Source organism: Haloarcula sp. CBA1122 (assembly GCF_009741785.1).
Classification (GTDB): Archaea; Halobacteriota; Halobacteria; order Halobacteriales; family Haloarculaceae; genus Haloarcula; species Haloarcula hispanica.
Genome location: NZ_WPCB01000001.1, coordinates 25,120 through 41,282, shown reverse-complemented (window position 1 = coordinate 41,282; position 16,163 = coordinate 25,120). Strand labels below are relative to the sequence as shown.

Sequence of the window (16,163 nt, the reverse complement as noted above, 5' to 3'; positions counted from 1 at the left end):
GCGACCGGGAGCGGCCGGAGGGAACGACACATGAGTGACGACCGCCACCCCGCGTTCATGCCGCTGATTCTCGTCGGCGGGCTCATCTTCGGGTTCGGACTCGCGTACAGCCACATGGCGCGCCCGGAAGTCGTTCTGGATTTCCTCCAGTTCGAGGACTTCGGGCTGGTGTTCGTGATGTTCGGCGGCGCTGCCGTGACAGGGGTGGCCTTCGTTCTCGGACCCCGCCTCCTCGGCCGCGCGCCGCTGACCGGCGACACCTTCGAACGGCGTCTGAAGTCCTTCGACCGGAACGTCCTGGTCGGCGGTGCCATCTTCGGCGTCGGGTGGGGACTGTCCGGTATCTGCCCGGGGGCCGCCTACGCGAGCCTCGGTATCGGTAACGTCACCATCCTCTGGGCGCTCGCCGGGATGTTTCTCGGCGCATATCTCCAGGGCTACTGGCGAACCCGGAGCGAGACCAGCGATACAGCCGCGACGGGCGCAGACTAACAGTTCGCAGGCATGTGTGTCGGCTGTGAGGTGAACGGCCTTGACCACCCATCCGAGGGCAGTTTTTGCCGGATCGTGCGTGCATTTGTGCGAACCGTACACAAGTCTTATATCTGGGTAGTAACTACAGAGAGGTGATAACGATGCCAGATTCGATGTCTGAACAGCTCCGTCGAGATATGCAGTGCGAAGGACTGCTGGAGTGTTTCCACGGGCTCAAAGAACTCGACAAGGAGTGCTTTCGGGCGCTCGTCGAGGCCGAGGAACCACTGACCGTCGACGAACTCGCCGAGGCAGTCGACCGCGAGCGCTCGACCGCGTATCGCGCCGTCCAGCGACTCCTCCAGACGGGCTTTATCGAGAAAGACCAGATCAACTACGACCAGGGCGGCTACTACCACGTCTACTCGCCGACGGATCCGTCCCAGATAGCAGACGAGATGCAGCGCATGCTCAACGACTGGTACGCGAAGATGGGCCAACTGATTCAGGAGTTCGAGAACAAGTACGAACAGTCCGAGTCCTCGGCCCCGACTGTCGAAAGCTAACGCCGCCGTCTTCTCTCTATTACACGCTGTCGCTCACGAGCCGAGCCGATTTCTGCGCCTGCACGAATAGACATCCCGCTACCATTGGCTTGCGAAGAGTATTTCATAGTATTGTATATTTTGTGCAAACTCTTATTTGTCGCTGCCGCGTACAGTCTATTGATGGCAACTGATACTGCATCCGACGCCGAGACGACCGCGACGGACGAACCGCTTCACATCGACGGAACGGACCATCTCGACGATGTCGTCGACAAGCACGACGTCGTCCTCACGGACTTCTATGCCGACTGGTGTGGCCCGTGCCAGATGCTCGAACCGACCGTCGAGACGCTGGCCGCAGAGACCGGCGCGACCGTCGCCAAAGTCGATGTCGACGCCAACCAGCAACTCGCACAGTCCTACGGCGTCCGTGGCGTTCCAACACTCATCCTGTTCGCCGATGGGGAGCAGGTAGAAGAAGTCGTCGGCCTCGAAGGCGAAGAAGCGCTCCGAGCGCTCATCGAATCCCACACGGAATAAGGCCATATCTGTAGACGACATCCTGTATATCGACGTATTCACTGCCCGATTGGCACTAGTTGATAAACACTTGGTGCGAGTTCAGCGCCGTCGCACGCACCCACTCATAATATATTAGCGAGAGCGCTATTACGCCACGTAATGACGAAAGCAGCCGTCATCATCCTCGCAGGGACAGAGGGACACGAGAATCTCGGCCGACTCGCAAACGGCCTCGAAGCAGCAACGGAGTTCGCGGAAAACGACGAGGACGACCTCGAACTCATCTTCGACGGGGCCGGAACACAGTGGATTCCGGAACTCGAAGACGAGGACAGCGACTACCATGAACTGTACCAGACCGTCAAAGAGGATACGGCCGTCTGTGACTACTGTTCCGGTGCATTCGGCGTCGAAGACGCCGTCGCCGACTCCGGACTCATCACGCTGGACGAGCACGACGGCCACCCGAGCATTCGCTCGCTCGTCGACGACGACTACGAAGTTATCACGTTCTGATCCCGACAGCGGGGCGGCCACGTTCGACCCCACTGTAGTGAAACACGACGCGGCTTTATCCAGGGCCGTGTGATTACTTCACAAGAACCACTGCCCAGCCCGAAGTCGGTTACGGGCCGCTGTGGGCGTCGCACAGGACCCTGATACCATATGATTCTGCCAGTCTCGTGGACGATGGTCGTGATAGTGACGGCTATCGTCCTCGTCGCCGGGGCGACAAACGGGCTTGCTGGCTTCGGCTTCGCCGTCGTCGGGACGATGGCGCTTGCGACGGTCATCGACCCGGCGACAGCCGTCGTGTTCATGATTCTCCCCATTCTCGCGGTGAACGTTTCACTGGTTCGGGACCTCTCACGGCGTGAACTGCGTACCTGTAGCCAGCGGTTCGGACCGCTTATCGCTGCGGCGCTTGTCGGGACTGTTGTCGGGATGGCTGTACTCGACAGGCTCCCGGAAGCGCCGCTCCGTGTCGGACTCGGCCTGCTGACCCTGGGGTTTGTGGCGACCGCCCAGCAGCGGGTGCCGCTTCCCGGATGGGTGTCAGTGGGCAACAGCGACCTCGGGAAGACACCGCTTGCGATGGTCGGCATCGGCGGCGTTTCGGGGGCGCTGTTCGGCGGCACGAACGTCGGCGTCCAGCTCGTCGCGTATCTCCGGAGTTTCGACCTCTCGCACAGCGTGTTCGTCGGCGTCGTCGCGCTGGTGTTTCTGGGACTCAGCGTCACGCGGGTCGCTTTTGCCGGCGTCTTCGGGCTCTATCCCAACGCGGTTGTCGCTGGAACGTCCGTTCTCGCAGCCGTGCCGGCCGTTGCCGGTGTCGCAGTCGGGAAGCGGCTCAGAACCGCTGTCAGTGACCGGGTCCGTCGAGCCGCCGTGCTAGCCTTACTATCGATTATCGGCTTCAGACTGGTCGCCAGTGGCCTTGGAGTCGTGTGAAAGTTGGCTCAGCATGTCCTCAACCACGTTCAGCCGTAGATGGTGGTGACGGTCGACCTTGGAGAGGGGACAGACCGACTGGCTGGTTCGAATCCGTCCCGAACACAATCGCTTCCAGTAGCCCACGCAGTTACCCGAACCTCACGCAATCATTAGTACCGCAGCGATACGAGGGTCTGTATGACGGACCCGTTCGTAGTCATCGGTGGCGACGCGGCCGGACTGAGCGCCGCGAGCAAGTTCACCCGAGAGGCACCGGACCGTGACGTGATCGTCTTCGAGAAAGGCGAGTGGGTATCCTATGCCCACTGCGGGACGCCGTATTACGTGAAGGGGACCGTCGAGCGGCTGACGGACCTTCTCTCGCTGTCGCCCGAGCAGGCGTCTGAGCGCGGTATCGACCTCCGCCGGAACCACGAAGTCGTCGGCGTCGACACCGACGCAGAAACGGTCACCGTCGCACAAGACGGCGAGACGTTCAGCCAGCCATACGGCGACCTGCTGGTCGCGACGGGCGCACACGCGGTGACCGGGCCGATACCGGGGGCGGAACTCGACGGCGCGTTCACGATGCACGGGCTCGATTCGGCCGCCGCGGTCCGCGCTGCGCTGTCCGAACCCGGCGACTCTACCGTCGACACGAGCATCGAGTACGTCGATACAGCACTCGTCGAGAAGTACGCCGACTGGGAGCCACCGGAGCGAGTCGCTATCGTCGGCGGCGGCTACGTCGGCGTGGAAATGGCCGAAGCGTTCCGGGCCCACGATGTCGAAACGCACCTCTTCCAGCGGTCAGGCCACCTCCTGCCGCCGTTCGGGGAAGCAGTGGGCGAGCGCGTTGCCGATCACCTCCGGGAACAGGGCGTGACACTGCATCTGAACACCGCCGTCGAGGAACTCGTCGGCGACGAAGGCGGGCGCGTCGCGTCGGTTGTACACGGCGACGGCAATACCGATGTGGACCTCGCGCTTGTCGGTATCGGCATCAAGCCGAACACCGCCCTCGTCGAAGACACACCGGTCGAACTCGGGGCCTCCGGTGCGATAGCGGTCGACGAGTACGGTGCGACGAGCGTTGACGGCGTCTACGCCGCCGGAGACTGCGCCGAGGACACCCACGCCGTTACCGGCGAGCCCGACTGGGTCCCGCTCGGACTGACCGCAAACCGGGCCGGTCGCGGGATCGGACAGACTGTGGCGGGCGACCCGTCGCCCGTCGGCGACATCGCCGGAACGGCCGTCGTCAAAGCGTTCGACCTCGAATGCGGTCGCGTCGGCCTCCTCGACCACGAACAGGCCAGCGCCGCCGGCTTCGACCCGGTGTCGAAGACAGTCACGGCTGGTTCTCGGTCGGGGTACTACCCCGGCGGCGACGATACCGACGTGACGCTCGTCGCCGACCGGGAGAGCGGTCGCCTGCTGGGCGGCGCAATCGTCGGGGCAGACCGGGCGGCGATACGTATCGACACGCTTGCGACGGCCATCGAGGCGGACATGACCATCGACGAGCTCGAACGACTGGACCTGGCGTACGCACCGCCGTTCAGCCCCGTCTGGGACCCGGTGCTGGTCGCCGCCAAAGTGCTCAACGGACAACTGGATTGAGAGCGGTACGGTAGACGGCTTTTCGAGAGGAGCGGCCCAACGATAGCCAATCACTCCGGGGCAAAGGGCCGCCCGGTCACCGTCTGCAGGCGCACGCCTGGCGGAATCGGCAACGAGATGTGGAAACCCAGACCGAACGGCCGGTGCTACCGGATCGGAGCGTCACAGGCGTTTCACACCGCTGGCGACAGCGAGGTACAGTGGCAGGGCGAGTAAGAGGACGCCACCGATCAGCCCCCAGTCGGTGAGTCCGAGCGGGACCGTCCCGAAGTAGACGTTGAGAGGGGTGTATAGCACAGCGAGTTGCAGGAGTATCGACCCGCCTACTGCGGACGCCAGCCACCGATTCGACAGCGTCGGTGTCTCGCGGAGCCAGCGGATCACGTACAGTTTCTCGAATTCGAGGAACACGAACCCGGTGAATATCATCGTCATCGCGTACGGCGTGACTGCGGGTGCGCCGGCAAGCGTGACCAGTAGCAGGCCGAGCATCACAGTTGTCGAGATGACGCCTGTACCCCCGATAAGCGCGAGCATATCGTGGTCGACGATGCCGCGATCCGGGTCTCTGGGCGGTCGCTGCATCACGTCATCGCTTTTGGGGTCGGCCCCGAGCGCAAGCGCTGGCAGACCATCGGTCAGTAGATTGATCCACAGCAACTGGACCGCCGGCAGGACGAGGTAGCCAAACAGTGAGGCGATAAAGACGATGGCGACTTCGGCCACGTTGGCACTCAGCAGGTAACCGACGAACTTCCAGACGTTGTCGAAGATCGCCCGCCCGCGCTCGATCGCCCGTTCAATCGTCGCGTAGTTATCATCCAGCAGGATAACGTCGCTGGCCTGTTTGGCCACGTCAGTTCCGCGGACGCCCATCGCGACGCCGATGTCGGCGTTTTTCAGCGCCGGTGCGTCGTTGACCCCGTCGCCCGTCATTGCGACGGTGTGGCCGTTCGCCTGTAACGCCTGCAGGATCCGGACCTTGTGCTCCGGAGACGTGCGTGCGAACACGTCGACTGTCTCGACGCGGTCTCGGAGCGCTTCTTCGGAGCATTCCTCGACGTCGCGGCCTTCCATCACGCGCTGCCCCAGGCCGAGTTCTCCGGCGATGGCCGCGGCGGTCCGGACGTTGTCGCCGGTTACCATCTTCACGGCCACGCCTGCACGCTCGGTCGCCGCAATCGCGTCGGCGACCTCCTCGCGGGCCGGGTCGATCATGCCGACCAACCCGGCGAAGATCAGGTCGGCACTGACATCGTCGGCCTCGCCAGTGGTGTCGTTCCGTTCTACCACGGAGGTATCTTCCGTGTACGCCACTGCGAGCACCCTGAGCGCGTCGTCAGCGAACGCACCGACCTGCTCTCTGATCTGCTCGGCTCTGTCGGGCGTCAGGTCCGCCGGGCCGGTATCGGTGAGGACGCGAGAGCACTTCGAGAGGATTACTTCGGGTGCGCCTTTTACGTAGACCGTGTCGTCGTGGACAGTACCCATCCACTTGCGCTCGGATGAGAACGGGATCTCATCCGTTCTGGGATGCTCTTCGCGGAGGCGTTCCACATCGATTCCGCACTCGTCAGCCGCCATGACGATGGCCTGCTCCGTCGGGTCCCCCGCTTCGAGCGTCGCATCGCTACACAGTGTCCCGGCGCGGAGCACCGTGGCAACGCGGTCCGGCAGGGGTTCCCCCTCTATTTCGTCACTGTCGACGACAGCGTCGTTGACCCAGATCCGACTGACTGACATTCGCCCCTCGGTCAGCGTCCCGGTCTTGTCGGTGCAGATGACATCGACGGAGCCCAGCGCCTCGACGGCGGGCAAGCGCCGCACGAGAGCGTTCTCGTCGGCCATTTTCCGGACACCGAGGGCCAGCGTTAGCGTCACAACCGCTGGCAGTCCCTCGGGGACCGCGGCCACAGCGAGTGAAATCGCGGTGAGTGCCGCCTGTACCAGTTCGGTCCCCCGGAAGACGAGGAGTGGAACCACGAGGGCAGCAAGTACCATCACGCCGACGCCGAGCGTCCGGCCCAGCGTGTCGAGTTCAGTCTGTAGCGGTGTGTCAGTTTCCTCCGTTCCTGCGAGTTGGCGGGCGATGGCTCCGACCTCAGTGTCCATCCCAGTCGCCGTGAGGACGGCAGCGCCCGAGCCGCGCGTGACGTTCGTTCCCTTGTACACCATCGGTTCTCGCTCCGCGAGCGGCGCGTCGGCGTCGACCGGGTCGGTTCCCTTCGAGACCGGCGTACTCTCTCCAGTGAGCGCCGCTTCGTCGACCTCCAGAGACCGACAGTCGATCAGTCGACCGTCGGCCGGAACGACGTCGCCACTTTCCAGTTCGATAACGTCGCCCGGAACGAGTTCGGTCGCGTCGACCTCGACGGACTGCCCATCGCGTCTGACTGTCGCGGTTGGGGCGGTCAGTTCCCGCAAGGATTCGAGCGTCCCCTCTGCGCGGTAGTCCTGGACGAAGCCGAACAGGCCGTTCCCGACCACGATCACGGCTATCAGGACTGCGTCGACAGCGTGTCCCGCCCACACGGACAGTATCGCGGCCGCAACGAGAACCCAGATAAGGGCGCTGTCGAACTGGGCGATAGCGATGTCGAGTGGTGTCCGTTTGCTCCCCTGCGTGATCTCGTTCTCGCCGTGTCTGTCACGCCGCGTTCGGGCTTCCGACGCCGACAGCCCATCAGACTCGCTGTCGAGCCCCGAAATGACGTCGCAGTCGGTTGTGTGTGGGCGGCTTCGGACATGGAGGGTGATCTGCCGCTATGTTGATATGAGTTCCCTTATCCAGTACAGTGGTTCTTCTTCGAGTCGGTACTGCGGAGAACCGTCCGCCCTAGGATTCGGTCCGTCCGGTTAGCTCATTCGGTACGAGGCGGTAGAATTCGAAGTCAACCTCGCGGAGGGGGCGTTCGAAGATGTCGACCATGGGCATATCGACGTGTTCCAGTCCTTCCAGTGTTTCCGTCTCGATTCCCTCCCGTTCGACGTCTTCGAGCCGACCGTTCGCGACCACGCTTTGCCATCCCGAATCCGTCTCGTCATAAGTCACGAACGTCGCCGCGCGGTCGTCGAGTTCGCCCTTCGACCGCTCTACACCGACCGCTAGCCGGAAGTAAAATGTGGTGGTGGGCGCGTCGTACCCGTACGAAACCGGGACTGAATGCGGGGGCGCGTCGCCGGCGGCGAGCGAAAGGATGCCCGTCCCCCCGTTGTCCAGAAACGCGTCCCGTTCCTCGTCCGTCATCGTAACCGGGTTGTCCGCAGCCATAGGTAGTGTCACGACAGGAACAGTAATAAGTGCATGGTCGTGTCGGTCTGACTGCCGCCTCGCCGGGGACACGACGGGCCCCGCACGCAGTCGGACGCTGACAGACAGGAAGACGCGTGCCTGTCTTCAGGCTTCGTCACCGCGCTGGTCTCGGGCGTTGACTGCGAGGACAGGCATATCGGCGTGTCTGATGATCCGTTCTGTCGTACTTCCCACGAGGAACCGATTGAGACCGGTCCGACCGGCCGTCCCCATGGCGATCAGATCGATGTCGTTCTCGTCAGCGTACTCAAGGATATCTGCCGCCGGGAATCCACTGACGACTCGTGTGACAGTTTCCACTCCGGATTCGCGTGCCCGTGCCGCAATCCGCTCTGTCACTTTCTCCCCTTGCGACTCCAGGGACTCGATCAGGTCTTTCGGTAGCGTGTATTCGGAGCCGGTTGCGATATTGCTGAGATTGACGACGTTCAGGGCATGAACGCGGGCATCGAACTGCGCCGCAATCTCGCATGCGGGCTCGATTGCGGCCGCTGCGGGCGCGCTTCCATCCGTCGGGACAAGGATATCGTCGTAGGGAGCGGTGTCGCGACTCCGGTCGGTTGCGCGCACGGTGAGAACAGGGACGTCAGCCTGCCGAACGACGCTCTCTGTCACGCTCCCGGCGAGATATCGCCCGACGCCTGTGCGGCCGTGCGTTCCCATCGCAATCAGGTCCACATCGTGGTCGTCGCGGTATGCGCAAATCTCGTCAACTGGATCTCCCTTGCGGATAGTCGTCTGTATCGCTCCGGCGGCGTCCACCGCGTCCGTGATAGCCGCGACTGTGTCTTCGGCGTCGGCCGTCATGCGGTCGAGTGTCTCGTCTTCGAGATCGTCGCCGCTGAACGGCCCGCCTGCTGTTCGCGTATCGATGACAGCGATGACGTGCAGGCTCGCGCCGAATGCACGAGCCAGCGCTGCCCCGTGCTCGGCGGCCCGGGTCGCGTGTTCGCTGCCGTCAGTCGGGACCAGTATTGAATCGAACATTGCTGTGTTTACGAATTGTTGCTGTCAGTAAATAAACTGTAGTCGCGATTCTCACACTATTAGAAATCCGGCGGTTGAGATCGGCGTCTCGAATAGTTAGACTGCGTTGCCAGCAGTCCTCGCCGGTACACCCCCAAAGTATGAGGGGAGGGCGTAACAATCGTACAGTTATTACCAGATTATGTCAAGGCATATTCGTTTGAAAACGACATGAGAGCTGCTACTGATTGTCCCACTGAGGGGCTTCAGCAGACTTTTGTGGACCACCACCGGTTTGCGCCTCTTCCGCCTCGCCCCAGCCACCGGCATCGACTATGCTGAAGAGTTCGCGCCAGTTTTCTTCGTCCGCACTTTCGGGGAGTTGGCCGCGGAGGTCCTGAAAATCGGCGGCCGGGACCGCCGTATGCATCAGGTCAACAACGACGCGTGCGTGGTACGCTGCGTCCGACGGTTCAACGCCTTCTATTTCGGCGACACGGTCGACGAACTCCGTCCAGTCAAACCGCTGCCCGTGGTCGCGGACGGCGCCGGTCATATACCACTTGATTTCCATCGGGAGGGAGGCAGCGAAGTCCGCGGCGTTCTCCGCGGGTATGCGCTGTCCCAGGGGTAGCAGTGTCGCGCGGGTCGCCCGAACGGCCTCACCAGTACCGGGTAGTTCAAGCCTGTGCTGTATCTCGCCGGTGAACTCATCGAAGTCCATGTACTCTTGTTGGCAGTGCAACAATATAGCGTCCGGTGGGACTTCTCACTGGCTGAAAACCAGCAGGCATACGTACTACCGTCCGACGAGTATCGGTCGATTTCATAGATATAACAGTATCTGTGCCGTATTGTGAACAGCCACACCCTCTGAGAAGTCCGCTCTACTTTTTTTTAGCGTGGGGTTGCATTCGTGATACGTAACTGGATGATCAGACGCGACCTATGACACTCGACCAATTAGAAGAGTACGGACTCGAACAGATGGACGACGAAGCGATTCGGGAATTCCTCGCCACACACTCGACCGGAGTCTTGGGGCTGCCGACGACAGACGTCCCGTACCTGCTACCACTATCGTACGGCTTTGACGACGGAGCCTGCCTCTATTTCACCTACCTCCTCGGCGAATCGAGCCGGAAAGCGGAACTGACTGAGCGAGCCGGCCGTGGCCGGTTTCTCGTCTACGACATCGACACCGCGTTCGAGTGGCAGAGCGTGATGCTCGCCGGCGATATCAGCAGTGTGCCTGAGGACGACTGGTCGGATATCACGGCGATGACACAGAACGCCTGGCGACCCAACACGCTCCAGACTGCCACCACCTCCGGCGGAGTCGCACTCTACGAGTTCGAGATAACGGATCTTGCCGGGATCCGACAGACCGGACTGGCACCCGACTTCCGGGAGAACATCGAACCGTGATTGCCACCGACTTTGGACGGGAATGACGTTTTAGCCGTTGTAAATACGATACGCGACACCTCCAAAAATCGAACGGATCGATATGTGGACGGGTACCCAATACAACAATAGATTATTAGCTTTTGATAATGGTCAGCGGATTGAAATAGGAAGCGGTGCATTCTTTTAGTATGTACGACACGATTGTGGTCGCGACCGACGGCAGTGCTGACGCGAACCGCGCAGCGACACACGCGCTCGAACAGGCCGAGCAACACGGTGCCGAGCTTCACGCCGTCTTTGTTGTCGATACGGACCGACACGCCGAGCCAGCCCTCAGTAGTATGGAACTGGAGACCATCGAAATCGAGGAATGGGGGAACGATGAACTCGCAGAGGTCGCCGAGAGAGGTGACGCGCTCGGCGTTGAGGTCACCACTCGCTGCTGTCACGGGAAACCGTACGTGGAGATCATCAGCTATGCCGACGAGGTCGACGCCGACCTGATCGTGCTCGGATACCACGGCCATTCTCACACGAAAACTGGCCAAATCGGCAGTGTGACCGACCGAGTCGTCCAGAACGCGGGACGACCGGTACTGGTGGCTACCTGAGAGAGTTACACAGAGACCATTTCAAACGGGCATACACCGGCGGAGCTGTCTCAGAGCACTCACCTCGGCGTAAGAGTCGGGCACAGCTACGACTGCGACCGAAACCGATTCCAGTGTCACCGTCTGATCTATGATCTGAGCGATGCTCCAACCGACGGCTGACTGGATTAGTCCCGGTCAATCCGCAATGTTAATCGCCGTGCTGGGACTCGCTACGCTTGGAACGCTGGCGCTGTTTTTCGTCGCGGCGGCCAGTACACACCGACGCCGGTCGCGGCCGTACGTTCTGTTGACTGTCGCTATCGGGTTGCTGGTCCTTCGGTCCGTGGTCGGCATCGGGACTGTCCTCGGGGCTGTCCCGATGGTAGTACATCACCTCACCGAACACGGGTTCGACTTCCTCATCGCGCTGCTGGTGCTGAGTGCGATCTACTCGGTCGCGCCGCCGAGCGTCCCCGACTGACCGGCGTTTCGACGGTCGCACCACGAACCATTTGGTGTCGTCTAGTGTACTATCTAGTATGTCTGACTATGCACCAGCGCTGACACGCCGGCACTTCATCGTCGGGACCGCGACAGTCGTGTCGCTCTCGGGGTGTCTGGGGACCAGTGAAGAGCTGGAACCGGTCGCCATCGAGAGCGGACAGAACTGTGACCAGTGTGGGATGGTCATCGACCAGCACCCGGGTCCAGTCGGCCAAACGTACTATCAGGACAACACGCCCGAGGGGCACGACCCACCAGCACGGTTCTGCAGTACGACCTGCACGTATCGGCATCGGTTCGCCAAAGAACAGTCGGGGTGGACGCCTGCGGAGACGTTCCTGACCGACTACAGTACAACCGACTACGATGTTCGGACTGATGGGGGCAAGACCATCATCTCCCGGCACTTGGAGTCAGAGGCGTTCGCTTCGACTGAAGAGCTCACAGTCGTCGCAAATTCGGAGATAGAGGGGGCAATGGGACCCGCTATCGTCCCGTTCAGCGACAGCACGGACGCCGAGTCGTTCGCCGAGGAGTACGGCGGCCAGACCCTCCCTGCCGAGGACATAACGCGAGAACTGGTGGGCGGGATGTAGGCGAGTTCCCGCGCAGTGAGAACGTCCGATACCCTGTTGTCCCGGAGGCTGGAAAGCCGTACTGAAGACTATGTCCACGGTTACTGAGCAAGTGCGTTCCCACGTCGAGTCCAAACCGGGGGTCCATTTCAACGCGCTTGCGGCAGATCTCGATATCGCGACTGGGCAGGCACAGTATCACCTGCGGAAACTGCGTCGTGCCGGCGACGTGGTTGCCGAGGAAATCCAGGGCAAGACGCACTATTACAGCCGGGAGTACGACCCCTGGGAGCGACGTGTGCTCGCGTTTGCCCGGCGCGAGACTGCGCGCACGATTCTCCTGCATCTGCTTGAAGCGGAGTCCCTGTCGGCAGACGAACTGACCGACCGGCTGGGAGTCGCCCGGAGTACGGTCTCCTGGCACGTTTCGGCACTGGCCGACGCGGGGATACTCGAAAAGTCGTACGGCGAACGGGGGCGTGTCGTCGTGGCCCTGGCCGACCCGGACGAGACGCGGCGGCTGCTCGCTGCAGTCCGTCCATCGCTCACGGACCGTCTCATCGACCGGTTCACGCGGCTGGTCGACGGCGGACTCGCGGCCGCAACGGACGACGGCTGAAATCAGGCCGCATCCGTCGCAAGCATCGCCCCCACGAACGTGAGTCCCCACCAGAATAGGAGCGAGAGGGCGGCGACCCACGTCGGGACGAACGCTGACCGGCCCGGAACAGCGACGTACAGGACCTGATCGAACACGAGTCCGCGATACGCACCCGCCGGAGTCATGGAGAGCGCGCCGCCGAGTGTGCCCGTCGTGACGCCGGTGTCGAGCGCTGCAAACACCGCGAGGTCACTGCCGACGGTGAGGACAAGCAGCCCGGCGAGTGCGAGCACGAGTGCTCGGCCCCGGCTTCGGGCGAGCGCCGACAACAGGAACGCGATAGTCAAGGACGTGAGCGCGTACAGGACCGTCAGTGCGATGAATCGGATGAACAGGAACGGGGAATCGACACCGCGGTGGCTCGCAAACACCGTCGTCTCCGGTCCTGCAGTCGTCGCTACGTTGATGCCCAGCGCCAGCAACGGGACGACAACAATAGTGATCAACAGCAGGGCACGGCCCGCGTACACCCCGCCGACGTACGACCACGTCGAAAGCGGGTAGGTGTCAAGTATGTCGAGTTCTCCCCGGACGGCGGGGTCGGCGATGGCGCGATAGCCGACAGCGAAGGCAAGCGTCGGTACGAGGACTTCGACGGCAACGAGTGTATCAACGACGGTGGGAACGTAGCCGCCGGCGGGGCCGCCACCGGCATGAGCGAGCCCGAACAGGACAATCCCCGTGACCAGCCCGAGCGCAAGATAGGTGCGTGTCCTGACCGCACTGCGGACTTCCCGCACGAAAACGGTCCAGAACCGGTTGCCCTCCGTCATGCCTGCTCTCCCTCCGGTGCAGCGATAGTGGCTCGGTCCTGTTCCAGAAGCGCTGTGAACGTCTCGTGGAGCGGCCCGCCGGTCTGTTCCCGAAGCGATTCTACCGACCCAGTCCGCACGAGACGGCCGGATTCAAGCACTACCAGCTTGTCGGCTGTCTCCTCGACGAGCGGCAGTTCGTGCGAGCAAAGAACCACGGCACGACCGGCGTCGGCAATCGACTCGATGATGTCGAATATCAGTCGGCTCATTGCCGGGTCGAGACCGCTTGCCGGTTCGTCGAGCATCACGATGGGTGGGTCACCGGCCAGTGCCTGTGCGATTCCCAGGAGGCGCGTCATCCCCCCGGAGAGCCCGGACACGGGACGGCCGGCCACTTCTTCGAGGCCGACACGTTCCAGGAGCCGGTCCGGGTCGTCGTCGACGAGGTCCGCGTAGAACGCGGCGGTCTCCCGGACGCTAAAGCCCGGCCGGAAGGTCGGCCGCTGGGGCAGGTAGCCCAACTGTCGTTCGGCCTCCGGCCCGCTGTACGAGACGGTGCCGCTGGTCGGTCGCTCGACGCCCAGAAGCACGCGCAGGAGCGTCGATTTCCCGGACCCGTTCGGGCCGATGAACCCAGTCACGGCGTCGGACGGCACGTCGAGTGACACCTCCGAGACGGCTGTGACATCGCCGTACTTCTTCGTGACCTCGTCCGCCGTGAGGTACGTCTCCCCGGTCATGCTGCCTCCTCCATCGAGGTCTCGTTTCGAAGATGCCTGACGGCCCCGGGGTTAGCAGGGTCTGTCAGGGGTGCCCTGTCGACGATGCTTCCCCGGCGAAAGCCGGGCGTGGTGCCGCGGAGCGCCCGGAGCCCCCGGACACTCGGTGCCGCCCTGAGGACGACCGCAGCGTCGGTCTGGTGGAGACGGCGGTCGACAGAATCGGTGGGCGAGTAGGACTGGGCCAACACCGGGCCAGTCCCGCCAGTGAGATCGTACGCGCCGCTCCAGTAGTTCCCCCTGCCGTCGTGCGTGTACACGCGCAGCGGCCCCGGTCCCGAGACGGCGTGGCGGTCGTTGGCGATGAAATCGTTCTCGGTGACGATGTTCGACGGGACGACCGTCGATGCTCGCACGCCGATGTCGTTCCCGTAGAGCACGTTGTGCTCGTACAGGGACCGGTCGGCGTTTGTCGACATCGCCTGGTCGGTGTCGACTACCACGTTGTGCGCGATATAGCTCCGGGACCCAGCTAACATGACGCCACTGCCGGAGTGGCGCACGTCGTTGCCGACGATGGCGTTGGCCACAGGGTTCGTCATGACGACGACGCCAGCGTACTCCTGTCCCCGGGCGACGTTGTCCGCAACGAGCGACCGGGAGGTGTACATCAGGTGGACGCCGAAGCGATTGTCCCTGAACGTGTTGTTCCGGACAGCGGTCCCGTCGGCCCGGTGGAGGTAGACGCCGTCACGCCCGCCGTTGAACACCGAGTCCTGCACGACAATCGGGCCGTGCATCCCGATAACGCCCATGAACCCGTCTTGCCAGTCTGCCGTCCCGTTGACCGTGACATTCTCGACAACCGCACCGGGTGTCCGCCGCAGAACGACGCCGCTTGCGGGCGTCTCGGCGCTGAGGTTCGCGACGTACAGTCCGGACGCGTTGCGACCGGTAACGGCGGCGTCGCTGTTGCCGTAGGCGGTCGTCACGGTTGCGTCCCAGGCGCTATCGCTGGCGTTCGTCGGATCACCGACCGTCGTGTTTCCGACACCGACGATGTCGAACCCGGTGACACCGACCCGGTCGGCAGTCACGGTCACGACGGTGCCGCTCCCACCCCCGTCGAGCGTCGCTCCGGGGCCGCTGAGGGTGAGTGGCTTGTCTATCGTCACCTGCTCGTCGTAGGTCCCTGCCGGGACGACGACCGTCGTGTTCGGCGGGGCCGCATCGACGGCCGCCTGAACCGTCGGAGCGTCAGTTCCAACTTCGACCGAGACAGGCCGGTTTCGGCGTTCTCGCGCCGCCTGCACAGTGGCATCGGCATTGCTTCGGCGCGGGCCGACCTGCTTTCGGACCGCCGCCGCTTGCTTGAGGTCGAACGAACGAGTCTTGAGCGTCTCCCAGTCGATAATTCGTCCGCCGCACGTCTCCGCGAACGCCGCAGCGTCGTCCCGGTCGGCGAAGGGAACCACCGCCGGACCGGACGGCACCCTCGCTGGCCCGTCGACGACGTAGTGGGCCTGATTGGCCTCGACCCAGTCCGGCGGTGTGGCGGTCCGGAGAGAGCCGTCATCGCCACACCTGACCGGCCGGTCACTGTAGTCGGAAACGTACACCACGAGTGGATACCCGAACTGCTGCTCGTGTCCCGGCTCCGTGAGCGCTGTCACAGCCTGACTGAGGCCGACGTAGCCGACGACGTAGCGGTACTGCGAGTAGAAGACTTGCGCGCGCGGGACGCTGATACTCCGATTCCGGGCAATCTGTTCGTCGGCCGCCGTAACACCGCGTTGCACGGTGTTGTCGAACGCCACCGGTTCGGGGCGGGCGCTGGTGGTGTCGACGGCAAACGACGCAGCGAAAACCAGTGTACTGAGAACTACCGCGAGTAGCGCGAAGATTTGCACAGTCGTCAGGGCTGGTCGCATCTACTGATACTACGATCGACATCCCATTACAGTATGTGGTGTGGCTCTCGAAACTGGCGGCGCACCCGCAAGCACGGTCAGCCGCGACAGCCCGAAAACAGGTCTGGCACTGTTCCAAAAGTGAAGTTATTGACA

The 16,163-nt window shown here is 62.9% G+C and carries 18 protein-coding genes; 11 read left to right on the top strand and 7 right to left on the bottom strand.

Translation table 11 applies throughout. The annotated features are described in order from the left end of the window. Window positions 1-30: 30 nt before the first annotated feature. The 6 genes from GJ630_RS00170 to GJ630_RS00145 all read left to right on the top strand — a co-directional run bounded on the left by GJ630_RS00170 (window position 31) and on the right by GJ630_RS00145 (window position 4,601). Window positions 31-492, top strand: coding sequence for a YeeE/YedE family protein (locus GJ630_RS00170; protein WP_014031053.1), 462 nt, complete (start codon window positions 31-33; stop codon window positions 490-492). A 143-nt stretch (window positions 493-635) separates the two neighbouring features. Continuing rightward, window positions 636-1,040, top strand: a complete 405-nt coding sequence (locus tag GJ630_RS00165) for a helix-turn-helix domain-containing protein (protein WP_014031052.1) — start codon at window positions 636-638, stop codon at window positions 1,038-1,040. A 162-nt stretch (window positions 1,041-1,202) separates the two neighbouring features. Continuing rightward, entirely contained in the window at window positions 1,203-1,562 is a 360-nt protein-coding gene (gene trxA, locus GJ630_RS00160) for a thioredoxin (protein ID WP_050007597.1), read from the top strand. A gap of 141 nt (window positions 1,563-1,703) precedes the next feature. Then, on the top strand, window positions 1,704-2,060 hold the full coding sequence (locus tag GJ630_RS00155; RefSeq protein ID WP_191449097.1) for a DsrE family protein: 357 nt from the start codon (window positions 1,704-1,706) through the stop codon (window positions 2,058-2,060). A 150-nt stretch (window positions 2,061-2,210) separates the two neighbouring features. Then, window positions 2,211-2,996, top strand: a complete 786-nt coding sequence (locus GJ630_RS00150) for a sulfite exporter TauE/SafE family protein (protein ID WP_014031049.1) — start codon at window positions 2,211-2,213, stop codon at window positions 2,994-2,996. A 180-nt stretch (window positions 2,997-3,176) separates the two neighbouring features. Next, on the top strand, window positions 3,177-4,601 hold the full coding sequence (locus GJ630_RS00145; protein ID WP_014031048.1) for an FAD-dependent oxidoreductase: 1,425 nt from the start codon (window positions 3,177-3,179) through the stop codon (window positions 4,599-4,601). A 162-nt stretch (window positions 4,602-4,763) separates the two neighbouring features. On the opposite strand, the gene GJ630_RS00140 is transcribed toward GJ630_RS00145, so the two are convergent. The 4 genes from GJ630_RS00140 to GJ630_RS00125 all read right to left on the bottom strand — a co-directional run bounded on the left by GJ630_RS00140 (window position 4,764) and on the right by GJ630_RS00125 (window position 9,604). Next, entirely contained in the window at window positions 4,764-7,358 is a 2,595-nt protein-coding gene (locus tag GJ630_RS00140; RefSeq protein WP_371726710.1) for a calcium-translocating P-type ATPase, PMCA-type, read from the bottom strand. A 79-nt stretch (window positions 7,359-7,437) separates the two neighbouring features. Continuing rightward, a complete protein-coding gene (locus tag GJ630_RS00135) occupies window positions 7,438-7,872 on the bottom strand; it encodes a pyridoxamine 5'-phosphate oxidase family protein (protein ID WP_014031046.1) in 435 nt (144 codons plus the stop codon). Between the two features lie 126 nt (window positions 7,873-7,998). Continuing rightward, on the bottom strand, window positions 7,999-8,901 hold the full coding sequence (locus GJ630_RS00130; RefSeq protein WP_050038366.1) for a universal stress protein: 903 nt from the start codon (window positions 8,899-8,901) through the stop codon (window positions 7,999-8,001). Between the two features lie 220 nt (window positions 8,902-9,121). Further along, entirely contained in the window at window positions 9,122-9,604 is a 483-nt protein-coding gene (locus GJ630_RS00125; protein WP_014031044.1) for a DUF2267 domain-containing protein, read from the bottom strand. A 224-nt stretch (window positions 9,605-9,828) separates the two neighbouring features. Here GJ630_RS00125 and GJ630_RS00120 point away from each other — a divergent pair, with 224 nt between their 5' ends. The 5 genes from GJ630_RS00120 (at window position 9,829) to GJ630_RS00100 (ending at window position 12,581) form a co-directional block, all read left to right on the top strand. Beyond that, window positions 9,829-10,308 (top strand): pyridoxamine 5'-phosphate oxidase family protein, encoded by a 480-nt coding sequence (locus tag GJ630_RS00120; protein ID WP_014031043.1) that lies wholly within the window; start codon window positions 9,829-9,831, stop codon window positions 10,306-10,308. Window positions 10,309-10,478: 170 nt separating this feature from the next. Continuing rightward, entirely contained in the window at window positions 10,479-10,901 is a 423-nt protein-coding gene (locus GJ630_RS00115) for a universal stress protein (RefSeq protein ID WP_191449095.1), read from the top strand. Window positions 10,902-11,088: 187 nt separating this feature from the next. Next, the gene (locus tag GJ630_RS00110; protein ID WP_004595131.1) at window positions 11,089-11,364 is read left to right on the top strand and encodes a hypothetical protein; all 276 of its coding nucleotides are present in this window, start codon (window positions 11,089-11,091) and stop codon (window positions 11,362-11,364) included. Window positions 11,365-11,422: 58 nt separating this feature from the next. Further along, entirely contained in the window at window positions 11,423-11,983 is a 561-nt protein-coding gene (locus tag GJ630_RS00105) for a nitrous oxide reductase accessory protein NosL (protein ID WP_050038368.1), read from the top strand. 70 nt (window positions 11,984-12,053) lie between these two features. Then, the gene (locus GJ630_RS00100; RefSeq protein WP_023842989.1) at window positions 12,054-12,581 is read left to right on the top strand and encodes a helix-turn-helix domain-containing protein; all 528 of its coding nucleotides are present in this window, start codon (window positions 12,054-12,056) and stop codon (window positions 12,579-12,581) included. A 2-nt stretch (window positions 12,582-12,583) separates the two neighbouring features. Here GJ630_RS00100 and GJ630_RS00095 read toward each other — a convergent pair whose 3' ends face one another. Genes GJ630_RS00095 through GJ630_RS00085 form a run of 3 tightly spaced genes read right to left on the bottom strand, consistent with a single transcriptional unit; the run spans window position 12,584 to window position 16,028 of the window. Further along, complete coding sequence (locus GJ630_RS00095) at window positions 12,584-13,396, bottom strand: ABC transporter permease (protein ID WP_050038370.1); 813 nt, start codon at window positions 13,394-13,396, stop codon at window positions 12,584-12,586. Further along, complete coding sequence (locus GJ630_RS00090) at window positions 13,393-14,118, bottom strand: ABC transporter ATP-binding protein (protein WP_191449094.1); 726 nt, start codon at window positions 14,116-14,118, stop codon at window positions 13,393-13,395. Before GJ630_RS00090 ends, GJ630_RS00095 begins: the two co-directional genes overlap by 4 nt. Further along, on the bottom strand, window positions 14,115-16,028 hold the full coding sequence (locus GJ630_RS00085; protein WP_064289073.1) for a NosD domain-containing protein: 1,914 nt from the start codon (window positions 16,026-16,028) through the stop codon (window positions 14,115-14,117). Before GJ630_RS00085 ends, GJ630_RS00090 begins: the two co-directional genes overlap by 4 nt. Window positions 16,029-16,163: the final 135 nt, after the last annotated feature.